This window comes from Pseudomonas putida (genome assembly GCF_016406145.1).
Taxonomy (GTDB): Bacteria; Pseudomonadota; Gammaproteobacteria; order Pseudomonadales; family Pseudomonadaceae; genus Aquipseudomonas; species Aquipseudomonas putida_E.
The window spans coordinates 3,772,755-3,797,330 of sequence record NZ_CP066306.1; the positions used below are offsets into that span (position 1 = coordinate 3,772,755).

Annotated in this window: 22 protein-coding genes, 2 tRNA genes, 3 rRNA genes and 1 pseudogene; 16 read left to right on the forward strand and 12 right to left on the reverse strand. The window is 57.9% G+C overall.

All coding sequences use genetic code 11. From position 1 onward, the window contains the following. The first annotated feature begins 140 nt into the window (after positions 1 to 140). On the forward strand, positions 141 to 629 hold the full coding sequence (locus JET17_RS17380) for an LEA type 2 family protein (protein WP_012315266.1): 489 nt from the start codon (positions 141 to 143) through the stop codon (positions 627 to 629). Positions 630 to 643: 14 nt separating this feature from the next. On the opposite strand, the gene JET17_RS17385 is transcribed toward JET17_RS17380, so the two are convergent. Next, positions 644 to 907, reverse strand: coding sequence for a hypothetical protein (locus tag JET17_RS17385; protein WP_012315267.1), 264 nt, complete (start codon positions 905 to 907; stop codon positions 644 to 646). Between the two features lie 126 nt (positions 908 to 1,033). Between JET17_RS17385 and JET17_RS17390 the strand changes: the two genes are divergently transcribed. Beyond that, positions 1,034 to 1,354: a DUF883 family protein gene (locus JET17_RS17390; protein WP_012315268.1), complete on the forward strand. Its 321-nt coding sequence runs from the start codon at positions 1,034 to 1,036 to the stop codon at positions 1,352 to 1,354. 34 nt (positions 1,355 to 1,388) lie between these two features. Here JET17_RS17390 and JET17_RS17395 read toward each other — a convergent pair whose 3' ends face one another. After that, positions 1,389 to 2,006: a tRNA-(ms[2]io[6]A)-hydroxylase gene (locus tag JET17_RS17395; RefSeq protein ID WP_042111582.1), complete on the reverse strand. Its 618-nt coding sequence runs from the start codon at positions 2,004 to 2,006 to the stop codon at positions 1,389 to 1,391. Positions 2,007 to 2,160: 154 nt separating this feature from the next. Here JET17_RS17395 and JET17_RS17400 point away from each other — a divergent pair, with 154 nt between their 5' ends. Further along, complete coding sequence (locus JET17_RS17400) at positions 2,161 to 3,024, forward strand: universal stress protein (RefSeq protein ID WP_012315270.1); 864 nt, start codon at positions 2,161 to 2,163, stop codon at positions 3,022 to 3,024. Between the two features lie 66 nt (positions 3,025 to 3,090). Here JET17_RS17400 and rrf read toward each other — a convergent pair. From rrf to JET17_RS17425, 5 genes are all read right to left on the reverse strand, one after another. Continuing rightward, a 5S ribosomal RNA gene (rrf, locus tag JET17_RS17405) occupies positions 3,091 to 3,206 on the reverse strand. 131 nt (positions 3,207 to 3,337) lie between these two features. Continuing rightward, positions 3,338 to 6,229, reverse strand: a 23S ribosomal RNA gene (locus JET17_RS17410). A 236-nt stretch (positions 6,230 to 6,465) separates the two neighbouring features. Continuing rightward, positions 6,466 to 6,541, reverse strand: a tRNA-Ala gene (locus JET17_RS17415). Positions 6,542 to 6,547: 6 nt separating this feature from the next. Continuing rightward, positions 6,548 to 6,624: transfer RNA gene (locus JET17_RS17420), tRNA-Ile, on the reverse strand. 77 nt (positions 6,625 to 6,701) lie between these two features. Continuing rightward, a 16S ribosomal RNA gene (locus tag JET17_RS17425) occupies positions 6,702 to 8,238 on the reverse strand. The 16S, 23S and 5S rRNA genes sit together here with 2 tRNA genes alongside, the layout of an rRNA operon. 611 nt (positions 8,239 to 8,849) lie before the next feature. Here JET17_RS17425 and rhtA point away from each other — a divergent pair. Both rhtA and JET17_RS17435 read left to right on the forward strand, forming a co-directional pair. After that, on the forward strand, positions 8,850 to 9,737 hold the full coding sequence (gene rhtA, locus JET17_RS17430; RefSeq protein ID WP_012315271.1) for a threonine/homoserine exporter RhtA: 888 nt from the start codon (positions 8,850 to 8,852) through the stop codon (positions 9,735 to 9,737). Positions 9,738 to 9,927: 190 nt separating this feature from the next. Further along, positions 9,928 to 10,209 carry a hypothetical protein gene (locus JET17_RS17435; RefSeq protein WP_039602547.1) on the forward strand — a complete coding sequence of 94 codons (282 nt, stop codon included), beginning with the start codon at positions 9,928 to 9,930 and terminating at the stop codon, positions 10,207 to 10,209. 56 nt (positions 10,210 to 10,265) lie between these two features. Here the strand turns inward: JET17_RS17435 and JET17_RS17440 are convergent, their stop codons facing one another. Beyond that, positions 10,266 to 12,074, reverse strand: a complete 1,809-nt coding sequence (locus JET17_RS17440) for an aminopeptidase P family protein (RefSeq protein ID WP_012315273.1) — start codon at positions 12,072 to 12,074, stop codon at positions 10,266 to 10,268. Between the two features lie 220 nt (positions 12,075 to 12,294). Here JET17_RS17440 and JET17_RS17445 point away from each other — a divergent pair, with 220 nt between their 5' ends. Then, the gene (locus JET17_RS17445) at positions 12,295 to 13,410 is read left to right on the forward strand and encodes a DUF3182 family protein (RefSeq protein ID WP_012315274.1); all 1,116 of its coding nucleotides are present in this window, start codon (positions 12,295 to 12,297) and stop codon (positions 13,408 to 13,410) included. Then, positions 13,397 to 14,167, forward strand: a complete 771-nt coding sequence (locus JET17_RS17450) for an alpha/beta hydrolase family protein (protein ID WP_012315275.1) — start codon at positions 13,397 to 13,399, stop codon at positions 14,165 to 14,167. The genes JET17_RS17445 and JET17_RS17450 overlap by 14 nt, the downstream gene beginning before the upstream one ends. Here the strand turns inward: JET17_RS17450 and JET17_RS17455 are convergent. Next, positions 14,146 to 14,525: pseudogene (locus JET17_RS17455) on the reverse strand (antibiotic biosynthesis monooxygenase). The gene JET17_RS17450 and the pseudogene JET17_RS17455 sit on opposite strands and share 22 nt — an antisense overlap. Before the next feature lie 86 nt (positions 14,526 to 14,611). Between JET17_RS17455 and soxR the strand changes: the two are divergent. Both soxR and JET17_RS17465 read left to right on the forward strand, forming a co-directional pair. Continuing rightward, entirely contained in the window at positions 14,612 to 15,064 is a 453-nt protein-coding gene (gene soxR / locus JET17_RS17460) for a redox-sensitive transcriptional activator SoxR (RefSeq protein ID WP_012315276.1), read from the forward strand. Positions 15,065 to 15,131: 67 nt separating this feature from the next. Then, a complete protein-coding gene (locus JET17_RS17465; protein WP_012315277.1) occupies positions 15,132 to 15,680 on the forward strand; it encodes a cysteine hydrolase family protein in 549 nt (182 codons plus the stop codon). 4 nt (positions 15,681 to 15,684) lie between these two features. On the opposite strand, the gene JET17_RS17470 is transcribed toward JET17_RS17465, so the two are convergent. Then, complete coding sequence (locus JET17_RS17470; protein WP_012315278.1) at positions 15,685 to 16,248, reverse strand: helix-turn-helix domain-containing protein; 564 nt, start codon at positions 16,246 to 16,248, stop codon at positions 15,685 to 15,687. An 83-nt stretch (positions 16,249 to 16,331) separates the two neighbouring features. Between JET17_RS17470 and JET17_RS17475 the strand changes: the two genes are divergently transcribed. The 7 genes from JET17_RS17475 to JET17_RS17505 all read left to right on the forward strand — a co-directional run bounded on the left by JET17_RS17475 (position 16,332) and on the right by JET17_RS17505 (position 23,483). Further along, positions 16,332 to 17,276: a DMT family transporter gene (locus tag JET17_RS17475; RefSeq protein WP_012315279.1), complete on the forward strand. Its 945-nt coding sequence runs from the start codon at positions 16,332 to 16,334 to the stop codon at positions 17,274 to 17,276. A gap of 149 nt (positions 17,277 to 17,425) precedes the next feature. Further along, a complete protein-coding gene (locus JET17_RS17480; RefSeq protein ID WP_012315280.1) occupies positions 17,426 to 20,341 on the forward strand; it encodes a monovalent cation/H+ antiporter subunit A in 2,916 nt (971 codons plus the stop codon). Continuing rightward, positions 20,341 to 20,685, forward strand: coding sequence for a Na+/H+ antiporter subunit C (locus JET17_RS17485; protein WP_012315281.1), 345 nt, complete (start codon positions 20,341 to 20,343; stop codon positions 20,683 to 20,685). Before JET17_RS17480 ends, JET17_RS17485 begins: the two co-directional genes overlap by 1 nt. Next, complete coding sequence (locus JET17_RS17490; protein WP_012315282.1) at positions 20,682 to 22,361, forward strand: monovalent cation/H+ antiporter subunit D; 1,680 nt, start codon at positions 20,682 to 20,684, stop codon at positions 22,359 to 22,361. Before JET17_RS17485 ends, JET17_RS17490 begins: the two co-directional genes overlap by 4 nt. Further along, complete coding sequence (locus tag JET17_RS17495; RefSeq protein ID WP_012315283.1) at positions 22,358 to 22,846, forward strand: Na+/H+ antiporter subunit E; 489 nt, start codon at positions 22,358 to 22,360, stop codon at positions 22,844 to 22,846. Before JET17_RS17490 ends, JET17_RS17495 begins: the two co-directional genes overlap by 4 nt. After that, positions 22,843 to 23,121 carry a K+/H+ antiporter subunit F gene (locus JET17_RS17500; protein ID WP_012315284.1) on the forward strand — a complete coding sequence of 93 codons (279 nt, stop codon included), beginning with the start codon at positions 22,843 to 22,845 and terminating at the stop codon, positions 23,119 to 23,121. Before JET17_RS17495 ends, JET17_RS17500 begins: the two co-directional genes overlap by 4 nt. Then, positions 23,118 to 23,483 (forward strand): Na+/H+ antiporter subunit G, encoded by a 366-nt coding sequence (locus JET17_RS17505; RefSeq protein WP_012315285.1) that lies wholly within the window; start codon positions 23,118 to 23,120, stop codon positions 23,481 to 23,483. The genes JET17_RS17500 and JET17_RS17505 overlap by 4 nt, the downstream gene beginning before the upstream one ends. Positions 23,484 to 23,495: 12 nt before the next feature. On the opposite strand, the gene JET17_RS17510 is transcribed toward JET17_RS17505, so the two are convergent. Both JET17_RS17510 and JET17_RS17515 read right to left on the reverse strand, forming a co-directional pair. Further along, positions 23,496 to 23,708 carry a hypothetical protein gene (locus tag JET17_RS17510; protein ID WP_012315286.1) on the reverse strand — a complete coding sequence of 71 codons (213 nt, stop codon included), beginning with the start codon at positions 23,706 to 23,708 and terminating at the stop codon, positions 23,496 to 23,498. After that, complete coding sequence (locus JET17_RS17515) at positions 23,705 to 24,175, reverse strand: hypothetical protein (protein WP_039602828.1); 471 nt, start codon at positions 24,173 to 24,175, stop codon at positions 23,705 to 23,707. Before JET17_RS17515 ends, JET17_RS17510 begins: the two co-directional genes overlap by 4 nt. Positions 24,176 to 24,576 lie beyond the last annotated feature (401 nt).

Sequence of the window (24,576 nt, forward strand, 5' to 3'; positions counted from 1 at the left end):
GCCTTGAAGAATATGCCTGGCATGGGCTTCGATGCTCGAAGGTAGCGATCGCGACGTCCCCAGAAGTAGACCCTCTGCTTTCAACACTGACTTACATTTGCCACACTTAAGGCCAGTGTCCATTGGCAAGGTCCATTTCCATGACTGCCGCTTTGCAACGCTACGCCCGATTATTGCTGGTCTTGCTGCTGGCTGGCGTGCTTCACGCCTGCGCTTTGTTCCAGGCCCGCGACCCGCTGAACATCAGCGTGATCGGCATCGAACCGCTGGCGGGGCAAGAACTGGAGATGCGCATGGCGGTAAAGATGCGTGTACAAAATCCTAACGAGGCCCCAGTCGACTATAACGGCATCGCGCTGAATCTGGAGGTCAATGGCCAGGCACTGGCCTCTGGTGTTAGCGACCAGCAGGGGCATATTGGCCGTTACGGTGAAGCGGTGGTGGTGGTACCGGTCAGCGTCACGGCGTTTGCATTCCTGCGCCAAGCCTATGGTCTGAGCAAGCTCGACTCGCTACAAGGGATGCCTTATGTACTGCGCGGGAAACTGGCTGGTGGCCCCTTCGGTACCGTGCGCTTCACCGATGAGGACAAGCTTGACCTGCCCAAAGGGAGCAACCTGTACTGGTGACAGCCTGCTTACCATCAACGGTTGGTGCTGGCGGCGGCCATCATCTTGTTGACCTCACTGCGTACCATGCTTGCGTATTCAGGCGGCGACATGCCGTCCAGTTCGGCACGTACCCATTCGGCCCATTTGCCCTTGCGGCGCGGCTTTTCCGAAATCAGCCGGGCTGCGTCGCCCTTCGCCTTGCCCAGGTTGTTTTGCCACAGTTCGAACAGCCGCGCCTTTTCTGCCTCGATCTGTGCCCGTTCCTCGAAGCTCCTGTTGGCCAGATTGAAACTCATGAAATTACCTGCCAGTTGAAATGGCCGCTATCTTACACCGTAGTGCTGATTCATCGCTAAGCTGGCGCAACTTTCCGGGCGCACCGGCATCCATTGCTTACCCCCCCTATCGACGAGGATATGTTCATGGCCCGAAAATCAGCCATTGCAGCTAACAGCGAGCAGATCAAGGATCAGGTGTTCAGTGAGCTGCAGGCATTGATCGAAGAATCGGAGAAGCTGCTCAACGACAGCGCCTCCCTGGTAGGTGAGGAAGCCGACACATTGCGCGCGCAGGTCAGCCTGAAACTTCGCCAGGCTCGAGAGGCGGCCGGGCAGGTGCGCGCCAAGGCACAACCGGTAGTAGACGCCACCCATGACTATATCGGCGGCCACCCATGGCAGACCGTTGCGGTTTCTGCCGGGTTTGGCCTGGTAATTGGCCTGCTGCTAGGCCGCCGTCACTAAACCGTTTCCCGGGCGTAGTGCCAGCTGCTTCAAATCAGGCGGCCTGCGCCATCGGAATACCACTGTGGAAGCGCAGTTCCTGGTCCGCAGATAAGATCAACTCCGCTTCCGCCTCGCGCACCCGCTGAACCCGCTGGGCGATATCTGCTTCATCACCATACTGATGGGCGAGCTTCAGGTAGCCCTGGTAGTGACGCGCTTCGCTTTTCAGCAAGCCGTGATAGAAAGTGCCGAGCTCTTCATCCAGGTGCGGGACCAATGCTGCAAAGCGTTCGCAACTGCGTGCTTCTATAAAAGCCCCTACCACCAGCGTATCCACCAGTTTGACTGGTTCATGAGCGCGCACCAGGCGACGCAAGCCAGAGGCGTAGCGCCCTGCCGAAACTGGCCGCAAAGGCACACCGCGGCGCTTCATCAAGCGCAACACCTGCTCATGATGTACCAGTTCCTCTCGGGCAAGGCGCGACATCATGTTGATCAAGTCCAGGTGGGTGTTGTACTTGGCGATCAGGCTCAACGCCGTGCTGGCTGCTTTGAACTCGCAGTTCTTGTGGTCGATCAGCAAGGTTTCCTGGTCGGCGATGGCCGCTTCGATCCAGGCGTCTGGAGTCTTGCAACCAAGGAAGGCATCGATTTCGGGAATCTGGGACATAACGTACAACCACACACAGCAGGCAGGACGGGCGATTATACCGGCGCCAATCATGAGCGCTAGTGGCTATGCTTGACGTACATCAAGCGGCGACGCGAGGCTCGCCTACTATAGTCAGGCATTGGCCACCATCTTTTGAGGGGAGTTCATGCCCATGCAAGCTGTCCGTAGCATTCTAGTGGTACTCGACCCCGATCATGCCCATAGCCGTGCGTTGACCCGTGCCAAGCTGATCGCCGGGGTGACCGGTGCGCGCCTGCACCTGCTCATGTGCGACAAAAAACAGGATCACAGTGCACTGCTCAGCCTGCTTGGCAGTCAGCTACACGACGATGGCTACGATAACGTCTCTCACGAACAGAACTGGAAGGAGAGCCTGCACGAGTCGATCATCGCCGTTCAGCAGGCTGAAGGTTGTGACCTAGTGATCAAGGAACACCGGCCGGACAACCCCCTGCGCAAGGCATTGCTGACGCCAAGTGACTGGAAACTTCTGCGTCAGTGCCCTTGCGCGGTGTTGATGGTCAAGAGCGAGCGGCCTTGGACGGGAGGCAAGATTCTGGCTGCAGTGGATGTGGGCAACAATGACGAAGATCACCGGCGGCTGCATACCAGCATCATCGACCATGGCTATGACATCGCCAGCCTGGCCAAAGGTGAGCTGCACGTGATCAGTGCGCACCCCTCCCCCATGCTGGCGGCATCCGATCCGGTCTACCAGCTCAGTGAGAGCATCGAAAAACGCTACCGAGAGGCGTGCAGTGCTTTCCAGGCCGAATACGATATCAGCGAAGATCGCCTGCATGTCGCAGAAGGCCCTGCAGATGTGCTGATACCGCATACTGAGCAGAAGCTCGATGCAGTGGTCACGGTGATTGGGACTGTCGCGCGCACGGGGATCTCCGGTGCCTTGATTGGCAATACCTCTGAAGTCGTGCTCGATACGCTAGTAGGCGATGTGCTGGTACTTAAAAGTGAAGAGGCGATCGCGCACCTGGCTGAACTGGCCCGTGGCTAAAAAGGTTTTCGGGCAAAAAGACAAAACCCCTACCTGCTCGCGCAGATAGGGGTTTTGCGAAATGAATCTTGACGATGACCTACTCTCACATGGGGAAACCCCACACTACCATCGGCGATGCATCGTTTCACTACTGAGTTCGGGATGGGATCAGGTGGTTCCAATGCTCTATGGTCGTCAAGAAATTCTGTAGCCAGAATGTCCAGATGGACAGCCCAGCGAATTCGGATATGCGATAGTTGTGAAGTTGCGAACTTTCGGTTCTTTCGTCTTCACCACCACAATCTGCAGAAGCAAATTGCTTGGGTGTTATATGGTCAAGCCTCACGGGCAATTAGTATTGGTTAGCTCAACGCCTCACAGCGCTTACACACCCAACCTATCAACGTCGTAGTCTTCGACGGCCCTTTAGGGGATTCAAGATCCCAGTGAGATCTCATCTTGAGGCAAGTTTCCCGCTTAGATGCTTTCAGCGGTTATCTCTTCCGAACATAGCTACCCGGCAATGCCACTGGCGTGACAACCGGAACACCAGAGGTTCGTCCACTCCGGTCCTCTCGTACTAGGAGCAGCCCCTCTCAAATCTCAAACGTCCACGGCAGATAGGGACCGAACTGTCTCACGACGTTCTAAACCCAGCTCGCGTACCACTTTAAATGGCGAACAGCCATACCCTTGGGACCGGCTTCAGCCCCAGGATGTGATGAGCCGACATCGAGGTGCCAAACACCGCCGTCGATATGAACTCTTGGGCGGTATCAGCCTGTTATCCCCGGAGTACCTTTTATCCGTTGAGCGATGGCCCTTCCATACAGAACCACCGGATCACTAAGACCTACTTTCGTACCTGCTCGACGTGTTTGTCTCGCAGTCAAGCGCGCTTTTGCCTTTATACTCTACGACCGATTTCCGACCGGTCTGAGCGCACCTTCGTACTCCTCCGTTACTCTTTGGGAGGAGACCGCCCCAGTCAAACTACCCACCATACACTGTCCTCGATCCGGATAACGGACCTGAGTTAGAACCTCAAAGTTGCCAGGGTGGTATTTCAAGGATGGCTCCATGAGAACTGGCGTCCCCACTTCAAAGCCTCCCACCTATCCTACACAAGCAAATTCAAAGTCCAGTGCAAAGCTATAGTAAAGGTTCACGGGGTCTTTCCGTCTAGCCGCGGATACACTGCATCTTCACAGCGATTTCAATTTCACTGAGTCTCGGGTGGAGACAGCGCCGCCATCGTTACGCCATTCGTGCAGGTCGGAACTTACCCGACAAGGAATTTCGCTACCTTAGGACCGTTATAGTTACGGCCGCCGTTTACCGGGGCTTCGATCAAGAGCTTCGCTTGCGCTAACCCCATCAATTAACCTTCCGGCACCGGGCAGGCGTCACACCCTATACGTCCACTTTCGTGTTTGCAGAGTGCTGTGTTTTTAATAAACAGTCGCAGCGGCCTGGTATCTTCGACCGGCATGAGCTTACGGAGCAAGTCCTTCACCCTCACCGGCGCACCTTCTCCCGAAGTTACGGTGCCATTTTGCCTAGTTCCTTCACCCGAGTTCTCTCAAGCGCCTTGGTATTCTCTACCTAACCACCTGTGTCGGTTTGGGGTACGGTTCCCAGTTATCTGAAGCTTAGGAGCTTTTCTTGGAAGCATGGCATCAACCACTTCGTCGCCTAAAGGCAACTCGTCATCAGCTCTCGGCCTTGAGATCCCGGATTTGCCTAAGATCTCGGCCTACCACCTTAAACTTGGACAACCAACGCCAAGCTGGCCTAGCCTTCTCCGTCCCTCCATCGCAATAACTGGAAGTACAGGAATATTAACCTGTTTTCCATCGACTACGCTTTTCAGCCTCGCCTTAGGGACCGACTAACCCTGCGTCGATTAACGTTGCGCAGGAAACCTTGGTCTTTCGGCGTGCGAGTTTTTCACTCGCATTGTCGTTACTCATGTCAGCATTCGCACTTCTGATACCTCCAGCAAGCTTCTCAACTCACCTTCACAGGCTTACAGAACGCTCCTCTACCGCATCACCAAAGGTGATACCCGTAGCTTCGGTGCATGGTTTGAGCCCCGTTACATCTTCCGCGCAGGCCGACTCGACTAGTGAGCTATTACGCTTTCTTTAAAGGGTGGCTGCTTCTAAGCCAACCTCCTAGCTGTCTAAGCCTTCCCACATCGTTTCCCACTTAACCATGACTTTGGGACCTTAGCTGACGGTCTGGGTTGTTTCCCTTTTCACGACGGACGTTAGCACCCGCCGTGTGTCTCCCATGCTCGGCACTTGTAGGTATTCGGAGTTTGCATCGGTTTGGTAAGTCGGGATGACCCCCTAGCCGAAACAGTGCTCTACCCCCTACAGTGATACATGAGGCGCTACCTAAATAGCTTTCGAGGAGAACCAGCTATCTCCGAGCTTGATTAGCCTTTCACTCCGATCCACAGGTCATCCGCTAACTTTTCAACGGTAGTCGGTTCGGTCCTCCAGTCAGTGTTACCTAACCTTCAACCTGCCCATGGATAGATCGCCCGGTTTCGGGTCTATACCCAGCGACTAAACGCCCTATTAAGACTCGCTTTCGCTACGCCTCCCCTATTCGGTTAAGCTCGCCACTGAATATAAGTCGCTGACCCATTATACAAAAGGTACGCAGTCACCTAACAAAGTAGGCTCCCACTGCTTGTACGCATACGGTTTCAGGTTCTATTTCACTCCCCTCTCCGGGGTTCTTTTCGCCTTTCCCTCACGGTACTGGTTCACTATCGGTCAGTCAGTAGTATTTAGCCTTGGAGGATGGTCCCCCCATATTCAGACAAAGTTTCTCGTGCTCCGTCCTACTCGATTTCATTGATAAGAGATTTTCGTGTACGGGGCTATCACCCACTATGGCCGCACTTTCCAGAGCGTTCCACTAATCTCAAACCAACTTAAGGGCTGGTCCCCGTTCGCTCGCCACTACTAAGGGAATCTCGGTTGATTTCTTTTCCTCAGGGTACTTAGATGTTTCAGTTCCCCTGGTTCGCCTCTTGCACCTATGTATTCAGTACAAGATACTCAGCTTATGCTGAGTGGGTTCCCCCATTCAGAGATCTCTGGATCACAGTCTGTTTGCCGACTCCCCAAAGCTTATCGCAGGCTACCACGTCTTTCATCGCCTCTGACTGCCAAGGCATCCACCGTATGCGCTTCTTCACTTGACCATATAACCCCAAGCAATCTGGTTATACTGTGAAGACGACATTCGCCGAAAATTCGCATGTTGCTCTTTCGAGCAGAACTCACAAATTTTACCTTAGCCTGATCACACACCAGTGAAAGTGCATGTCAGTCTATTTCTATCACATATCCGAATTTTTAAAGAACGATCTGACAAAAGTCAGAAATCAACATTCGATGCGAATGCTCATTTCTGAGTTTGATCAAGGTACAGCAGAAGTGGTGGAGCCAAGCGGGATCGAACCGCTGACCTCCTGCGTGCAAGGCAGGCGCTCTCCCAGCTGAGCTATGGCCCCGCATATTGGTAGGTCTGGGCAGATTTGAACTGCCGACCTCACCCTTATCAGGGGTGCGCTCTAACCAACTGAGCTACAGACCTATATAGGGTCTTGATCGTCTTCGACAATGAATCAAGCAATTCGTGTGGGAGCTCATCAGCAGGCTGATGTCGTCGATTAAGGAGGTGATCCAGCCGCAGGTTCCCCTACGGCTACCTTGTTACGACTTCACCCCAGTCATGAATCACACCGTGGTAACCGTCCTCCCGAAGGTTAGACTAGCTACTTCTGGTGCAACCCACTCCCATGGTGTGACGGGCGGTGTGTACAAGGCCCGGGAACGTATTCACCGCGACATTCTGATTCGCGATTACTAGCGATTCCGACTTCACGCAGTCGAGTTGCAGACTGCGATCCGGACTACGATCGGTTTTGTGAGATTAGCTCCACCTCGCGGCTTGGCAACCCTCTGTACCGACCATTGTAGCACGTGTGTAGCCCAGGCCGTAAGGGCCATGATGACTTGACGTCATCCCCACCTTCCTCCGGTTTGTCACCGGCAGTCTCCTTAGAGTGCCCACCATAACGTGCTGGTAACTAAGGACAAGGGTTGCGCTCGTTACGGGACTTAACCCAACATCTCACGACACGAGCTGACGACAGCCATGCAGCACCTGTGTCAGAGTTCCCGAAGGCACCAATCCATCTCTGGAAAGTTCTCTGCATGTCAAGGCCTGGTAAGGTTCTTCGCGTTGCTTCGAATTAAACCACATGCTCCACCGCTTGTGCGGGCCCCCGTCAATTCATTTGAGTTTTAACCTTGCGGCCGTACTCCCCAGGCGGTCAACTTAATGCGTTAGCTGCGCCACTAAAATCTCAAGGATTCCAACGGCTAGTTGACATCGTTTACGGCGTGGACTACCAGGGTATCTAATCCTGTTTGCTCCCCACGCTTTCGCACCTCAGTGTCAGTATCAGTCCAGGTGGTCGCCTTCGCCACTGGTGTTCCTTCCTATATCTACGCATTTCACCGCTACACAGGAAATTCCACCACCCTCTACCGTACTCTAGCTTGCCAGTTTTGGATGCAGTTCCCAGGTTGAGCCCGGGGCTTTCACATCCAACTTAACAAACCACCTACGCGCGCTTTACGCCCAGTAATTCCGATTAACGCTTGCACCCTCTGTATTACCGCGGCTGCTGGCACAGAGTTAGCCGGTGCTTATTCTGTCGGTAACGTCAAAACACTAACGTATTAGGTTAATGCCCTTCCTCCCAACTTAAAGTGCTTTACAATCCGAAGACCTTCTTCACACACGCGGCATGGCTGGATCAGGCTTTCGCCCATTGTCCAATATTCCCCACTGCTGCCTCCCGTAGGAGTCTGGACCGTGTCTCAGTTCCAGTGTGACTGATCATCCTCTCAGACCAGTTACGGATCGTCGCCTTGGTGAGCCATTACCTCACCAACTAGCTAATCCGACCTAGGCTCATCTGATAGCGCAAGGCCCGAAGGTCCCCTGCTTTCTCCCGTAGGACGTATGCGGTATTAGCGTTCCTTTCGAAACGTTGTCCCCCACTACCAGGCAGATTCCTAGGCATTACTCACCCGTCCGCCGCTGAATCAAGGAGCAAGCTCCCGTCATCCGCTCGACTTGCATGTGTTAGGCCTGCCGCCAGCGTTCAATCTGAGCCATGATCAAACTCTTCAGTTCAATACTGCTTGGGTTTTTAAGAAACCCTAAACTTGGCTCAGCAATCTCAAATGACTATGTGATTTCTCGCATGGTCACTTGTGATGCTGATAATCTTTTTGACTATCAGACCATACTCACAAGCACCCACACGAATTGCTTGATTCGATTTGTTAAAGAGCGTTTGGTTAAGAGCTTTTCGTCTCAACCGAGGCGCGCATTCTACGCTTTCCTCAGAGCCTGTCAAGCGTTTATTTTGAAGTTTTTTGCGAGAAACTCGTTTAGCTTCAAACACTTGGCTCGCTGCGATCTCTCGTAGCGGGAGGCGAATCATACAGCGTTTAGAAGCGCTGTCAACCACCATTTTAACCGCTATCGATCAGTCGACCGAAGCACTTCCAGTACTACCTGGATTAAGCAACTCGTTGAATTTCAAGGAGTTTCTCGTTCCGACTACGCTGGAAGTGGGGCGCATTATAAGGGGATTCGAGAAGGCGTCAAGGCTTTATTTCAAATCACTGGACGTTCAAGCAAGAAGGTGTTTTCGCGGGCACCTTGCACCTCACCCTTGCAATTGCGCACTATATTGCACACTCGCCTCCCCCCATTATTAAAAGGATTGCCGCGCACAAATGAACATCCAGCCCCGCAGCATGGCCACCACGCTGTTCCCTGTAGGCCTGCTGCTTATCGCCATGGCATCGATACAGTCCGGTGCGTCCCTGGCCAAAAGCATGTTCCCGATCATCGGTGCACAAGGCACGACAACCCTGCGTCTGATCTTCGCCAGCATCATCATGCTGCTGATTCTGCGTCCCTGGCGCGTACGGATGACCACCCAGACGCTACGTAATGTGATCATCTACGGCATGGCCCTGGGCGGGATGAACTTCCTCTTCTATATGGCACTGCAGACAACACCACTGGGCATCGCTGTAGCCCTCGAATTCACAGGCCCATTGGCCGTAGCGCTTTTCGCGTCGCGGCGCGCCATTGATTTTTTGTGGATTGCGCTGGCAGTCAGCGGCCTGCTGCTGCTGATCCCGGTCGGCCATGGCGGCCAGCCCCTCGACCTCACGGGAGCCGCCTATGCACTGGGTGCCGGCGTGTGCTGGGCCCTGTACATTCTCTTTGGCCAACGCGCCGGAGCAGAACACGGGATTCAGAGCGCAGCGCTGGGTGTAGTGGTCGCGGCGATATTTGTTGCCCCGATCGGTATCGTCCATGCAGGCACCGCACTGTTGACACCTGCGCTCATCCCACTGGCCCTAGGCGTCGCAATACTCTCGACTGCTCTCCCCTATAGCCTGGAAATGGTCGCCCTGACCCGCATGCCCGCACGCACATTCGGCACTCTGATGAGCATAGAACCCGCCATTGGTGCCCTTTCCGGCTTATTGTTCCTGGGCGAGTTGCTGAGCGTAACCCAGTGGTTGGCCATTCTCGCCATCATTGCCGCGTCAGTGGGCGCCACCCTGTCCATGCGCCGCGACGCGAAGCCCCCTGTGGCGGCCGATTGATTTGAGAAATATTTTCATTTAGCTCGGAATTGGCCATTGTAGGGAGCAGCCCTGCTGATTAAGCTGTCACAAAACCATAATCTTTACGCTATCTACTTGCATGCACATGGATGTCAAAGAATATTCAGGAAGAACCGAAGCGATAACGACAGGGTCAGACAACTGATCAACCCTGCATTTAAGGACAGGAATGAAACGTATTTTGCTCATCCTGGCCGTCTTGGCCATTGCCGGATGTGCCGCAACGGCCAAGACTGAGGTCAAAAAAGGGAAGAAGGGCCTGCACATTAACTGCTCCGGCCTCTCCTCGTCCTGGGACAAGTGCTACAGCAAGGCCGCCACGGCCTGCAGCACACGCGGTTACAAGGTCATCGCCCGCTCTGGAGACACCGACGAAGAGCCGGGTGATTACCTCTTCGGCATCAACCCAGCCGGGTATACCAGCCGCAGCATGATCGTCATCTGCAAGTAAACAGAAAGGGCAGCTCGTGAGCTGCCCTTCTTTTATCTACTGCCCACCTCGGCTGCTCACAATGCCGCTGTACGAGTTTCGAGCCAAGCCAACGCGTCGCCTGACAGCAGGGGAGCAAGGCGCTCGCGAACCGTCGTGTGGTAGCCATTGAGCCACACCAGTTCATCCTTGGTGAGGCACTCGGTGAGCAGGCAACGTGTATCGATAGGGCATAACGTCAGGGTCTCGAAATTGAGGAAGTCACCGAACGCGCTTTTGCCCGATGCACGGTTGACCACCAGGTTCTCGATGCGCACCCCCCAAGCACCAGGGCGATAGGTCCCTGGCTCGATCGAGCTGATCATCCCCTCCTGCATAGCGGTCTGCGGCGCGGTAGCAGCCTGATAGGCAATGACCTGGGGGCCCTCATGCACATTCATGAAATAGCCGACACCGTGCCCGGTACCATGGCCATAGTCGACCTGATCCGCCCAAATCGGCGCCCTCGCGATGGCATCGAGCAAGGGCGAAAGAATACCGCGCGGGAACGTGGCGCGCGACAGGGCGATCATACCCTTGAGCACCCGAGTGCAATCCTGCTTCTGCTCAAACGTCGGAGTGCCCACCGGAACCATCCGCGTGATGTCGGTGGTGCCGCCCAGATACTGCCCTCCCGAATCGATAAGCAGCAAGCCGTTGCCTTCAATGACCGCGTGAGACTGCTCGGTGGCGCGGTAATGGGGCATTGCACCATTGGCGTTGAAGGCCGCAATGGTAGAGAAACTCAGCGAGACAAAATCGGGGCGCCGTGCACGCGCAGCACTCAATTGCTCATCGATGGTCAGTTCGGTGATGGACTCCTTACCCTGGCTCGCCTCAAACCAGGCGAAGAACTCACACAGGGCTGCGCCATCCTGCTCCATGGCGTGGCGGATATGGACCAGCTCATGTTCACCCTTGCTTGATTTGCTCAACGTGGTCGGGTTCAGCCCTTCAATCAGCTGCACCTGCGGGCCTAGGTTCTCAAGCAGGCCACAGGTCACGCGCGCGGGATCGACCAAAAGCCTGCCACCGGCAGGTACCTCTGACAGCGCCTCGCTGATCTCCGAATAATCACGCACCTCGATACCATCGGCTTCCAGCACATGGCGCAAATGCGCATCAAGCTTTCCAGCCGCGACGAACAAAGTGGCCTGCTGTTGGCTGATCAATGCAAAGGAAACGAATACCGGGTTGTAGGAGACGTCACTACCGCGCAAATTGAACAACCAGGCGATGTCATCCAGCGTCGCGATGAAGTGCCAGTCTGCCCCCTTCTCTTCCATGGTGCGGCGCAACTGGGCAAGTTTTTCCGACCGACTGACTGTGGCGTGAGGCGGCAGGTGCTGATACACAGGGTTACTTGGCAGCGCAGGGCGCCCTTCCCAAACCTCGGCAAGCAAATCCCGACCGGTTACCAGACGAATGTCTCGCCCCCTGAGGCGCTCCTCGAGCTGGCGTGCAGACGCCAGCGCCATGACCGCCCCATCCACGGCCACTGCTCCTTTGGCTTGGACATTGTCGCCCAGCCACTCCAGTGCACCCGGCTTACCCGGCAGCAGCTTCATGAGTTCGATGCCGCTACCCGCCAACTCCTTGATCGCTTGCTCCCAGTAACGGCTATCGGCCCATACCCCTGCAAAATTCGCTGTAACCACCAACGTACCCACCGAGCCATCGAAGCCCGACAGCCACCGCCGCCCCTGCCAATAGCCCGGTAGGTACTCAGAAAGATGAGGGTCGGCTGAGGGCACCAGGAGGGCATCGATCCCCTCCCTGGCCATTACCTCGCGCACGCGCATCAGGCGCTCGGGAACCCTCTGCTCACGGGTGGTCTGAACGTTCATTCGCACTCCTGCGGTAACATCTTGGTTAATCCAGATGCGAGATAATGGAACACCCAAGCTCCCCCTGCAATCTCGCCGACCGACTCCCGGCCTGCAAGCCAGCGCTGCGCCGGCTAAACAAAAGCGGTTCCTGCCACTGGGAGCGAACCATCGATCACTTCCACCTGAACTTCCCGAAACCACGGGCTTCACAAGCAGTACACTCATTGCAGACAGGCTGATGCCCATGCCCAGCACCTGCGAATCAAAAGCGGGGGTCGTCCTCCTCGATACACGCGATCACACCCCTGAGCACGAACACGCAGTGCACCTGAAGCTGGCTGATGGCTTGGCCGAGCTTCTAGGATGCGCGCGAGTGGCCCCTGATCTGCCACCCAAAGCGGCCGACCGCTATTACTATCTACCCACTGAAACCCTCATCAACCCGCAACGCTATGCCCTCCTCGGCATCCGTACTGAACATGACCTGTTCGGGGGCTTGGTCAGCCACCCTTATATGGCAACCAAGGCGATCTCCCACCCGCTGCCTGCCAATGCCACCTTTCCCCAAGGCTGGACTGACGACTTCGCCCGCCAGGCCAGCGATGCCTTGCTGTGCGGTTACACCGTATTCAGCAAAGCCGATGCCCGGCGGGCCGCGCAGCTACTGCTACGCGATGGCGCAGTACGGCTCAAGCCAGTGCTGGCTTGCGCGGGTCGCGGGCAACAGGTGATCGTTCAACTGGATGAGCTGGAGCCATTGCTGGCCAACATGGACGATCAGGACCTGGCGTTGTGGGGGCTGGTGCTGGAGGAGGACCTCAGTGAAGTAGAAACCTTCAGCGTCGGCCAAGTCCGTGTCGCCGGCCTGACCTGCAGCTACCTCGGCACCCAGCAATTGACCCAGGACCACCAAGGTACCGAGGTTTACGGAGGTTCCGATCTGCTGGTGGTGCGCGGCGACTACCTGGCCTTGCTGCAACTGCCGCTGGAAGACCATCTGCGCCTTGCCGTCAACCAGGCCCTGACCTATGAGCATGCAGCCGAGCAGCACTTCCCAGGCTTCATTGCCTCCCGACGCAACTATGACATCGCACGCGGCAAAAACCCTAGGGGCCAACTGCGCAGTGGCGTGCTCGAACAATCCTGGCGTCTGGGCGGCGCCAGCAGCGCAGAGCTGCTGGCCCTGCAGGCCTTTGCCGATGACCCGGCACTGCAACAGGTTCGAGCCTCCACTCATGAAATATTCGGTACGCTCAACCTTCCCACTGACGCCACCCTCTTCTATCAAGGAAACGACAGTGAACTCGGACAATTCTGCAAATACGCGCGGATTCGCGAGCATGGCCATTCATAGTGAAACCGTCGAATTGCAGGTCGAGGACGACAGCATCGCCGGTACCCTGGTCAGCCCCGGCAGCAAGATGCCCGGGATCCTTTTCGTACATGGCTGGGGCGGTAGCCAGCAACGCGACCTTGCACGGGCCCGGCATATCACAGGGCTCGGTTGCGTGTGCATGACCTTTGACCTGCGGGGCCACGAAAAAACCGAAAGCCAGCGCCTTACGGTTACACGCGAGCAGAACCTCAAAGATCTGCTGGCTGCTTATGACCGCCTGGTTAGCCACCCCGCGGTGGACAGCAGTGCGATCGCCATCATCGGCAGCAGCTATGGCGGCTACCTGGCCAGCTTGCTGACCCTGCAGCGGCCCGTGAAGTGGCTGGCTCTACGCGTACCTGCGATGTACTGGGACGACGAATGGGACAAGCCCAAGCAGACCCTGGACCGTCAGCGCCTGCAAGCCTACCGCCAGCGCCTGCTTGGCCCAGGTGACAATCGCGCCCTGGCTGCCTGCGCGGAGTTCGCTGGCGACGTGCTGCTGGTTGAGTCGGAACAGGACGATTATGTGCCTCACACCACGCTGATGAGCTACCGTTCGGCTTTCGTCAGCGCCCACTCGCTTACCCACCGCATCGTCGACGGCGCGGACCACGCACTATCGAGCGAGCAAAGCCAGAAAGCCTATAGTTCGATCCTCGCGTCGTGGATCAGCGAGATGGTGATAGGTGCGCGTCTGGACCGCTATCCCCATTATGCCCCCTGGTATGCCTGAGACGCACCGACCTGGCAGTGCAGGCCACCGTCGACACCCCGCGCCAGGCTTCGTAACGCCTGATAAGCGGCAAAGTTGAGCTGCGCGCCTGATGTCGAAGCACGATTTCGAGGAAGGGCTCTTCGACAAAACACGCAGCTGCCGCTACCCAAGCCTGTCGTGATTGCCACTGTAGACACTGCAATACGCGGCTACCGTCATCGCTGGCCTGTATGCTGACTTCTTGCAGCCCCTCAAAACGCGAGGCCAGCTCCTCAGCGCGAAGTACCAATGCGTGGGCAAGTGCCTCCTGGCGGGTGGCAGGCACTTCATATTCGATCATCTGGGTGAACCACAGCGGTTGCGGCATGGCCAACATGGACAGTCTCCTTGCTCCGGACGCTTGCAGCGCGATGATCGGCAGGGTAAAACCTCCAGTTAACTCAAGGTCAAGAGCTTTTTCGCATGCACAGACATACGCCGACCACCCACGAAAAGCTGCTCAGCGTCGGCCAACTGGCCGCGCGCAGCGGTGTGGCGGTAACCGCTCTGCACTTCTATGAAACCAAAGGCCTGATCCAGAGTTCCCGCAACTCCGGCAACCAGCGCCGTTACCCACGGGCGATGCTGCGCCGCGTGGCGGTGATCAAGATGGCTCAGCGCTTGGGCATCCCGCTGGCCAACATCGCTAGGGCCTTGGCGACGCTACCAAGTGATCACATTCCTACCGCCGAGGACTGGCGACGATTGTCCGAAGGCTGGCGCGAAGACCTCGATCGACGCATCGACGAAATGATCCTGTTGCGCGATCAACTTAACGGCTGCATTGGCTGCGGCTGCATGTCGCTGAAGGATTGCCCGCTTCGCAATCGCCAGGATCACCTCGCCAGCGAGGGGCCCGGGCCGCATCTGCCCTGAACTACGCATTCATCCCGCGCACCGCCTATAACTAATGGCACCCGATGCTACTGACCCAGGAGGCAGCATGAGCAAGCAGGCGCTGATCATCATCGACATCCAGAACGACTATTTCCCCGGAGGCAAGTGGCCCTTGGAAGGCGCCAATCCGGCGGCCGACAATGCGGCAAAGCTGCTGGCCGCGGCACGCCAGCGAGGCGACCTTGTGGTGCATGTGCGGCATGAGTTCGAAAGCGAAGACGCGCCGTTCTTCACTCCCGACACCCAAGGCGCTGCGATTCACCCAAAAGTCCAGCCGCTGGATGACGAGCCCGTCGTGCTCAAGCACAAGGTGAATGCATTTCTTGATACCGATCTAAAGCGCAAGCTCGATGACCAAGGTGTAAAAACACTCACCATAGTCGGCAGCATGAGCCACATGTGCGTCGATGCCGCCACGCGAGCAGCAGCTGACTTTGGCTACGAAGTCACGGTGGCGCACGATGCCTGCGCCACCCTGCCTCTTGAGTTCAATGGCAAGCAAATACCGGCGGCCCAGGTGCACGATTCGGTGATGGCTGCACTCGCTTTTGCGTACGCCAAAGTGGTGAAGACCGATGACCTTCTGAAAAACTGACCGTTCAAATTACCACGTTGCGTACGAAACGCGTCGGCACGGCACCATCGTTGCGGTAGGCATAGAGGCAGTTACTGGCAAACACATGAAACTGACCGACGTGCAGGCAGTACTCGGTCTGCTCGATGATCAGCGTCAGTTGCCCTTCAGCCACATAGATCTGCTCGCTCCAGCCCTCGGCATCGGCTTCACTGGTGTAGCACTCACCCGGCGCCAGGGTCCACTCCCAAATCTCCACCTCTCGCCGAGCGGTGCTGCTGGCCAGCAGCACCGCCTTGCTCTGGGGATGCTCACCGGCCCAGGCCAGTTCGTCGATACGGCTGGTATCACGCTGGTCGGGCGCCTGGATCAGCCGGCTGAAGGCAACCCCCAACGCTTCGGCTATCAGGTCGAGCGTAGTCAGGCTGACGTTCTTCTCACCGGCCTCGATCGCCACCAGCATGCGCCGGCTGACACCAGAACGCTCGGCCAAAGCACTCTGGCTCATCCCCACTGCATTGCGCAGGGCGCGAACGTTGAAGCTCACATGCTGCAGCACCGAAGCACGGTGCGCGGAATCTTTGTGCACTATATTGCTCACTTCTAAAGGTTGCGCAGTATACTGCCCACTTTGCGGCGATTGTGCGCTGCCACTTCCGAGTAAGCAAGACAATGACCCAACCGATCAACCGCCAGCAGACCACCGTATCCTTGCGCCTGAGCAAGGCCGAGGTGGTACTGGTGTTCATCACCATGCTGTGGGGCGGCACCTTCCTGCTGGTGCACAACGTCATGACCGTGAGTGGCCCGATGTTCTTCGTCGGCCTGAGGTTTGCTGCTGCCGCCTTGTTCGTGGGCCTTGTCTCGATACGCGCGCTGCCTGGGCTGACATTCACCGAAATGAAGGCCGGCGTGCTGATCGGTGCCACTATCATGCTTGGTTATGGTCTGCAAACCATGGGTCTGCAAACCATCAGCAGCAGCCAGTCGGCCTTTATCACTGCACTGTATGTGCCCTTCGTACCGCTGTTGCAGTGGCTGGTGCTTGGCCGTCGTCCAGGGCTGATGCCAAGCCTGGGTATCTGCCTGGCGTTCCTCGGCCTGATGCTGCTCGCCGGCCCCGACGGCGGCACCCTGCGTTTCAGCGAAGGCGAAGTCGTGACCTTGGTGAGCGCCGTGGCCATCGCCGCCGAGATCATTCTGATCAGCCGGTATGCCGGACAGGTCGATGTGCGCCGCGTCACCGTTGTGCAACTGGCCACCGCCTCGCTGCTGTCGTTCCTGATGATCGTACCGACTCAGGAGCGCATCCCCGACTTCTCCTGGCTATTGTTGCTCAGTGCACTGGGGCTGGGTGCCATGAGCGCAGTGATCCAGGTAGCGATGAACTGGGCGCAGAAATCGGTATCGCCAACCCGCGCCACGCTCATCTACGCCGGCGAGCCGGTGTGGGCGGGCATCGTCGGCCGCATCGCCGGCGAGCGTCTGCCCGGTGTGGCGCTTATAGGCGGCCTATTGATCGTCATCGCCGTGGTGGTCAGCGAACTTAAAGTTCGACGACTACGCAATGAAAGCGAAGAGCTCAAGGTAGAGGGCGAACGCGAAGGCGGGCTGTAAAGCAGTGAACAACAGCTATGCTCGTAAAAAACTGTTATAAAAAAACGGCTTGTCACACCCTGTTTGTATGATTCTGCGACAGCTTGCGTGTTGGTGATCACCTGCGCGGCACGTATGATCCTTGGCAAACCTTTCCAGAATAGAACGCTATGTCCTTGATAGTGCTACTGCTTCTGCCGTTCTTGGGCAGTTGCCTGGCAGCTGTGCTGCCGCACAACGCACGTAACGCCGAGTCGATCCTGGCTGGGCTCGTGGCCCTGGTCGGCACCGTCCAGGTAGCACTGCTGTACCCCCAGGTTGCCCACGGCGGTGTAATCCGCGAGGAGTTCCTCTGGCTGCCCAGCCTGGGCCTGAACCTGGTACTGCGCATGGACGGCTTCGCCTGGCTATTCTCGCTGCTGGTACTGGGCATAGGCACCCTGGTGTCGCTGTACGCGCGCTACTACATGTCGCCACAGGACCCGGTACCACGCTTCTTTGCCTTCTTTCTGGCGTTCATGGGCGCCATGCTCGGCCTGGTGATTTCGGGCAACCTGATACAGCTGGTGTTTTTCTGGGAGCTGACCAGCCTGTTCTCGTTCCTGCTGATCGGCTACTGGCACCACCGCGCCGACGCCCGACGCGGGGCCTACATGGCGTTGATGGTTACCGGCGCCGGCGGCCTGTGCCTGTTGGTCGGCGCATTATTGCTCGGCCATGTGGTGGGCAGCTATGACCTGGATAAAGTGCTGGCTGCCGGCGAGACCATTCGCCAGCACGCGCTGTATCCAGTGCTGCTGCCCCTGATCCTGGTCGGAGCATTGAGCAAGAGCGCGCAGTTCCCCTTCCAGTTCTGGCTCCCTCATGCCATGGCAGCACCAACCCCGGTTTCGGCTTATCTTCACTCGGCAACCATGGTGAAGGCCGGGGTGTTTTTACTGGCACGGTTGTGGCCGGTGCTTTCGGGCAGCGAGGAGTGGTTCTGGATCGTCGGTGGTGCGGGAGCCATAACCCTGCTGCTGGGCGCCTTCGCAGCGATGTTCCAAAATGATCTCAAGGGCCTGCTGGCTTACTCGACCATCAGCCATCTGGGCCTGATCACGCTTCTATTGGGTTTGAACAGCCCGCTCGCCGCAGTGGCGGCCGTGTTTCACATACTCAACCATGCCACTTTCAAGGCCTCGCTGTTCATGGCCGCCGGCATCATCGACCACGAAAGCGGCACCCGCGACATCCGCCGCCTCAGCGGGCTTATCCGTCTGGTGCCCTACACCGCGACCCTGGCGATGGTGGCCAGCGCCTCGATGGCCGGCGTGCCATTGATGAACGGCTTCCTGTCCAAGGAAATGTTCTTCGCCGAAACCGTGTTCATCAGCTCCACCGCCTGGGTCGAGGCGGCACTGCCTGTGATAGCTACCCTGGCCGGCACGTTCAGCGTTGCCTACGCCTTGCGCTTCACCGTTGACGTGTTCTTTGGCCCAGCCGCCGAAGACCTGCCTCACACACCTCACGAACCTCCACGCTGGATGCGCGCGCCAGTCGAACTGCTGGTTCTCACCTGCCTGGTGGTGGGTATTTTCCCTGCCCAGTCGGTCGGCCCGTTGCTGGCCGCTGCAGCCCTTCCAGTGGTGGGTGGTACTCTGCCGGAGTACAGCCTGGCCATCTGGCACGGCTGGAATGCCCCGCTGATCATGAGCCTAGTGGCCATGAGCGGCGGCATCGTGCTTTACCTGCTGCTGCGCAACCAGTTGCGCCGAGGGCGCTTCCCGTATCCACCCCTGCTTGAGCATTTCAATGGCAAGCGCCTGTTCGAGCATGGCCAGGTGCATCTGATGTTACTGGCACGGCGCATCGAGGGGCTGCTAACCACTCGCCGTCTGCAGGCGCAACTGTTCATGCTGGTGCTTGCCGCCTTCCTCGCGGGGCTCACACCAATGCTGTACAGCGGCCTGAGCTGGGGCGAGCGCCCTAAAATCCCGGGCTCAGGTGTGTTCGTCGCCCTTTGGTTGATCGCTATCGCCTGCGCCATTGGCGCCGCCTACCAAGCCAAGTATCACCGTTTGGCCGCCTTGATCATGGTTGGCGTCTGCGGCCTCATGACCTGCATCACCTTCGTATGGTTCTCCGCACCTGACCTGGCGCTGACCCAACTGGTCGTCGAGGTTGTCACGACGGTACTGATCCTGCTCGGCCTGCGCTGGCTGCCGCGGCGTATCGAAGGTGTCTCGCCGCTGCCCGGGAGCCTCGACCGCGCCCGCATGCGGCGCCTGCGCGACCTGCTGCTGGCAATCCTGGTCGGCGGTGGCATGGCGCTGCTGTCCTACGCCATGCTGACACGACCAACGCCGAACGATATTTCCTCGTTCTATCTCAGCCGAGCCTTGCCACAAGGTGGCGGTACCAACGTGGTCAACGTAATGCTGGTTGACTTCCGTGGCTTCGACACCCTGGGCGAGATCACCGTGCTGGCGGCCGTCGCCCTGACCGTGTTCGCCCTGCTGCGCCGCTTCCGCCCACCCAAGGAGAGCATGCAGCTGCCAGCTCAGCAGCGCCAGCTTGCACCCGACGTGGTCACCGACCTGATCAACCCGCGCCATGCCACCGACACAGCGCTGGGCTTCATGATGGTGCCTGCGGTGCTGGTACGGCTGCTGCTGCCGATCGCCCTGCTGATCTCGATGTACCTGTTCATGCGGGGCCACAACCAGCCTGGCGGCGGCTTTGTCGCAGGCCTGGTGATGTCGGTGGCATTCATCCTCCAGTACATGGTCGCAGGTACCCAATGGGTCGAAGCCCAGATGAGCCTGCGCCCACTGCGCTGGATGGGCACCGGGCTACTGTGCGCAACACTGACCGGGGTTGGCGCCATGCTGCTGGGCTACCCTTTCCTGACCACGCATACCGCCCACCTGCACCTGCCATTGCTCGGCGATGTGCACGTGGCCAGCGCGCTGTTCTTCGACGTCGGCGTGTACACCGTAGTGGTCGGCTCGACCCTGCTGATCCTCACTGCCCTGGCACACCAGTCGGTGCGAGCCTACCGCCCGGGTAATCCTTCGAAACCCAGCCAAGCAGGAGCCGCCTGATGGAAGAAGTCATTGCAGTCGCCATCGGCGTACTGGCCGCATCGGGCGTGTGGCTTATCCTGCGCCCACGAACCTATCAGGTAATCATGGGCCTGTGCCTGCTGTCCTATGGCGTCAACCTCTTCATCTTCAGTATGGGCAGCCTGTTCATCGGCAAGGAGCCGATCATCAAGGAAGGCGTGACACAGGACCTGCTGCACTACACCGACCCGCTGCCCCAGGCGTTGGTTCTGACGGCCATCGTCATCAGCTTTGCCATGACCGCCCTGTTTCTGGTGGTGCTGCTGGCATCTCGCGGCCTGACCGGCACCGACCACGTGGATGGCCGGGAGCGTGATGAATGAGTGAAATGAGTCAACTGATCATCGCCCCCATCCTGCTGCCGTTGCTGACCGCAGCAGTGATGCTGATACTGGGCGAGAAGCACCGCCTGCTCAAGGCGCGTCTCAACCTGCTGTCGACCTTCAGCGGGCTGGTCATCGCCATCAGCTTGTTGTTGTGGGTGCGCGTCCAGGGGCAAGCGGAATCGATTGGTGTGTACCTGCCGGGCAACTGGCCCGCACCTTTCGGCATTGTGCTGGTGGTTGATCACCTGTCGGCGCTGCTGCTGACTTTGACCGGGGTCATCGGCATCAGCGCCCTGCTGTTCGCTCGCGCCCGCTGGGACAGCGCCGGCGCCAGCTTCCACGCACTGTTCCAGATCCAGTTGATGGGCCTGTATGGCGCCTTCCTGACTGCCGACCTGTTCAACCTGTTCGTGTTTTTCGAAGTCCTGCTAGCGGCCTCTTATGGGCTGCTTCTGCATGGCTCGGGACGAGCGCGGGTGCGGGCCGGCCTGCATTACATCGCCATCAACCTATTCGCTTCTTCGCTGTTTCTGATTGGCGCCGCGATGCTTTACGGCGTGACCGGCACCCTCAACATGGCCGACCTCGCGCTCAAAGTACCGTTAGTGCCCGAAGCCGACCGTGGTTTGCTGCACGCAGGCGCGGCAATTCTGGCCATAGCCTTCTTGGCAAAGGCCGGCATCTGGCCGCTGAATTTCTGGCTGGTACCGGCCTATGCCTCGGCCAGCGCACCCGTAGCCGCATTGTTCGCCATCATGACCAAGGTCGGCCTGTACGCAGTGTTGCGGCTCTGGTCCCTGTTGTTCTCGGGCCAGGCCGGTGCATCCGCGCATTTCGGCGGGCAGTGGCTGATCTATGGGGGGTTGGTCACCCTTGCCATCGCAGCCGTGTCGATACTTGCCGCACAACGACTGGAGCGCATAGCAGCGCTGAGCATACTTGTTTCGGCAGGCACTCTGCTTGGCGCGATCGGCTTTGCCCAGCCCGTCCTGACTGGTGCAGCATTGTTCTATCTGGTCAATTCAACCCTGGCACTGTGTGCACTGTTCCTGCTCGCCGAGCTGGTGGAACGCTCCCGCTCGGCCAACGAGCCACCACTGGAGGACGAAGAAGGCAGCATGCCTTCGCCACTCGAGTCGTTGCATCCACCCAAAGGTATCAACCTGGACGATGAGCAGAAGGCAGTGATCGGCCAGATCATTCCCTGGACCATGGCGTTTCTGGGCCTGAGTTTCATTGCCTGTGCATTGCTGATCATCGGCATGCCACCGCTTTCCGGCTTCGTCGGTAAACTCAATTTGATCAGTGCGCTGTTCAACCCACTAGGGTTGGGTGTGCCGGCCGAGCGACCGCTATCTGCGGCCGCCTGGGCGCTGGTAGTACTGCTCGTCCTGTCTGGCATGGCTTCGCTGATCGCTTTCGGGCGCGTGGGCATCCAGCGCTTCTGGAAGCCTGAAGAGCGGCCCTCCCCCGCGCTGCGACACTACGAATGCCTGCCGATCGTCATTTTGCTGGGCCTTTGCATCATGCTCAGCTTCCGAGCCGAGCCGCTGCTACGTTACACCCAGGACACTGCTGCCAGCCTGCAAACCCCTGACACCTACATCAGGGCCGTAATGGCCGCGCAGCCGATCCCTGGCCCGACCACGCTCGACGCACAGGTGCAGCCATGAGCCGATTTTTCCCAGCACCGCTGCTGTCTGTCGCACTCTTCGTACTGTGGTTGCTGCTGAACCTCTCCGTAAGCCCGGGCAATCTGCTCCTCGCAGCCGCGCTTGGTATTCTGGCGCCGCTGCTGATGGCACCACTGCGCCCCCAGCACGCCCATGTGCGCAGGCCGCTGACAGTTGCAAAACTGCTGGGCCGGGTAGGTATCGACGTCATCCAGTCCAACCTGCAAGTAGCCCTCAGCGTGTTGCGCGCCGGGCAACACCCGCCTCGCTCGGCATTTGTCCATATCCCCCTGGACCTGCGCGACGCCCACGGCCTGGCAGCACTGTCGATGATCACCACCGTAGTACCCGGAACCGTTTGGTCAGAACTGGCCCTGGACCGTAGCGTGCTGTTGCTGCACGTGTTCGACCTCAAGGATGAAAACGCCTTCATCGAGCACTTCAAACACACCTACGAACGACCGCTGATGGAGATTTTCCAATGACAGGCCTGCTAGCCTATGCGGTGCTCGCCAGCTTGTTCATCTTCGCCCTGGCCATGGGCCTGACGCTGATTCGGTTGTTTCGCGGCCCTTCCGCCCAGGACCGGGTACTGGCACTGGACTACCTGTACATCCTGGCCATGCTCATGATGCTGGTATTGGGGATCCGCTATGCCAGCGATACCTACTTTGAAGGCGCACTATTGATTGCACTGTTCGGCTTTGTCGGCTCGTTTGCCCTGGCCAAGTTCTTGCTGCGTGGTGAGGTAATAGAATGACCGATGTTCTTGAACTACCACTCTGGCTGGAGCTTGTTACCGCTGCCCTGCTGCTGCTCGGCAGCCTGTTTGCATTGATCGGGGCAATTGGCCTGCTGCGCCTCAAGGATTATTTCCAGCGCATGCACCCGCCAGCCCTGGCCTCGACCATCGGGACCTGGTGCGTTGCCTTAGCTTCGATCATCTATTTTTCATGGCTCAAGCAAGGCCCGGTACTGCACGCTTGGTTGATCCCTGTTCTACTGTCGATCACCGTACCGGTCACTACCCTGCTACTGGCCAGGGCGGCACTGTTTCGCAAACGCATGTCCGGGGAAGCTGTACCCGAAGAAGTCAGTAGCGGCCAAGAGGGGGGCAATTGATGTGCAGCATGCTCATTCTTGGGTGATACGCTGCAACTCTCGCCGCACCATGGCGACGTAGGGAGGCGGGCTTAACTGATAGAGCTGGGCCGCCACCCAGGTCAACCAGGCCGCCTGCATTTCATCGCGCCGCGCCAGCAAACGTTCTGCTTGTGCCACGGCCATGGCCCGATATTGTCGATGGAACGCGGCACGGCTGCCATCCGCCACCTGCCCCTCGTTCATTCACTCGCCTTGAAAGTGGTCAACTCGCCCTTACGCCATTTTGCGACCTTACCGGTCACGGCCTTGAGCAGCTTGCCCAGGCCCTCTTGGACTTGCTGTTGAGCCGCGAACACTAGCATTACGCCTTGGCCTTCACGGAACACGATACCTTCACCCTCCGGCACCGAGACAAAGGCATAGTCCCCTACGCCGTAGACGTTCAGTTTGATCTCACGAAAGCGCATTTCCAACTTGCCGCCTTCACGACTGGGCAATACGGCAGCACGAAAGTGGTCCCCTACCTTCAATTCCAAACGCTGCTTGTCATCGACCACCAACGCGCTCTCGGTGTCGATTTCGGCCATATACAGGCCTTCGGGGTTCTGCTCGGTGACATAAACGAAACGGCCTTGAAACAGCTTGGCCAACTTACCGCGCAAATCGCCAAGGGCGAACAAAGCGTGGGTATCCAGAGTACTGACTGCCAATGAAGTAATCCTCAAATCGGTAACATCCGCCCCCACTCACCATCGGTGAGGCACGGCCCTTTCATTTCGATAGGCGAAAAGAGTAATGAAGCGATGTGCATTACGTCTGTGCCTTCTGGCTATACAGCATGGAGGAAACTTTACTCCTGCTTGCCAGACTTCGCCCGAAGGACGGGTTTAGGCACAATCCCCAACCGGGAAGCGTAATGTCTTACAACTATTCCGTCAGAAAAGATGCGATAGATAACGCCAGGCCCTTCGGCAGAACGGGCTCTGCAATCCATCAGCGCATTACTGGGAAAGAAATATGCACGAAAACACAGAAACACGTCGAGAGGCAAAGCGCATTTATTCTCGCTCCATACCTCGTTACGTCGTTATCCCTGCCGGCATCGAGTTCT

Excerpts from the sequence above, each read along its gene's own strand:
- JET17_RS17380 (WP_012315266.1), top strand. The coding sequence starts at position 141 with ATGACTGCCGCTTTGCAACGCTACGCCCGATTATTGCTGGTCTTGCTG.
- JET17_RS17385 (WP_012315267.1), bottom strand. The coding sequence starts at position 907 with ATGAGTTTCAATCTGGCCAACAGGAGCTTCGAGGAACGGGCACAGATC.
- JET17_RS17390 (WP_012315268.1), top strand. The coding sequence starts at position 1,034 with ATGGCCCGAAAATCAGCCATTGCAGCTAACAGCGAGCAGATCAAGGAT.
- JET17_RS17395 (WP_042111582.1), bottom strand. The coding sequence starts at position 2,006 with ATGTCCCAGATTCCCGAAATCGATGCCTTCCTTGGTTGCAAGACTCCA.
- JET17_RS17400 (WP_012315270.1), top strand. The coding sequence starts at position 2,161 with ATGCAAGCTGTCCGTAGCATTCTAGTGGTACTCGACCCCGATCATGCC.
- rhtA (WP_012315271.1), top strand. The coding sequence starts at position 8,850 with ATGAACATCCAGCCCCGCAGCATGGCCACCACGCTGTTCCCTGTAGGC.
- JET17_RS17435 (WP_039602547.1), top strand. The coding sequence starts at position 9,928 with ATGAAACGTATTTTGCTCATCCTGGCCGTCTTGGCCATTGCCGGATGT.
- JET17_RS17440 (WP_012315273.1), bottom strand. The coding sequence starts at position 12,074 with ATGAACGTTCAGACCACCCGTGAGCAGAGGGTTCCCGAGCGCCTGATG.
- JET17_RS17445 (WP_012315274.1), top strand. The coding sequence starts at position 12,295 with ATGCCCATGCCCAGCACCTGCGAATCAAAAGCGGGGGTCGTCCTCCTC.
- JET17_RS17450 (WP_012315275.1), top strand. The coding sequence starts at position 13,397 with ATGGCCATTCATAGTGAAACCGTCGAATTGCAGGTCGAGGACGACAGC.
- soxR (WP_012315276.1), top strand. The coding sequence starts at position 14,612 with ATGCACAGACATACGCCGACCACCCACGAAAAGCTGCTCAGCGTCGGC.
- JET17_RS17465 (WP_012315277.1), top strand. The coding sequence starts at position 15,132 with ATGAGCAAGCAGGCGCTGATCATCATCGACATCCAGAACGACTATTTC.
- JET17_RS17475 (WP_012315279.1), top strand. The coding sequence starts at position 16,332 with ATGACCCAACCGATCAACCGCCAGCAGACCACCGTATCCTTGCGCCTG.
- JET17_RS17480 (WP_012315280.1), top strand. The coding sequence starts at position 17,426 with ATGTCCTTGATAGTGCTACTGCTTCTGCCGTTCTTGGGCAGTTGCCTG.
- JET17_RS17485 (WP_012315281.1), top strand. The coding sequence starts at position 20,341 with ATGGAAGAAGTCATTGCAGTCGCCATCGGCGTACTGGCCGCATCGGGC.
- JET17_RS17490 (WP_012315282.1), top strand. The coding sequence starts at position 20,682 with ATGAGTGAAATGAGTCAACTGATCATCGCCCCCATCCTGCTGCCGTTG.
- JET17_RS17495 (WP_012315283.1), top strand. The coding sequence starts at position 22,358 with ATGAGCCGATTTTTCCCAGCACCGCTGCTGTCTGTCGCACTCTTCGTA.
- JET17_RS17500 (WP_012315284.1), top strand. The coding sequence starts at position 22,843 with ATGACAGGCCTGCTAGCCTATGCGGTGCTCGCCAGCTTGTTCATCTTC.
- JET17_RS17505 (WP_012315285.1), top strand. The coding sequence starts at position 23,118 with ATGACCGATGTTCTTGAACTACCACTCTGGCTGGAGCTTGTTACCGCT.
- JET17_RS17510 (WP_012315286.1), bottom strand. The coding sequence starts at position 23,708 with ATGAACGAGGGGCAGGTGGCGGATGGCAGCCGTGCCGCGTTCCATCGA.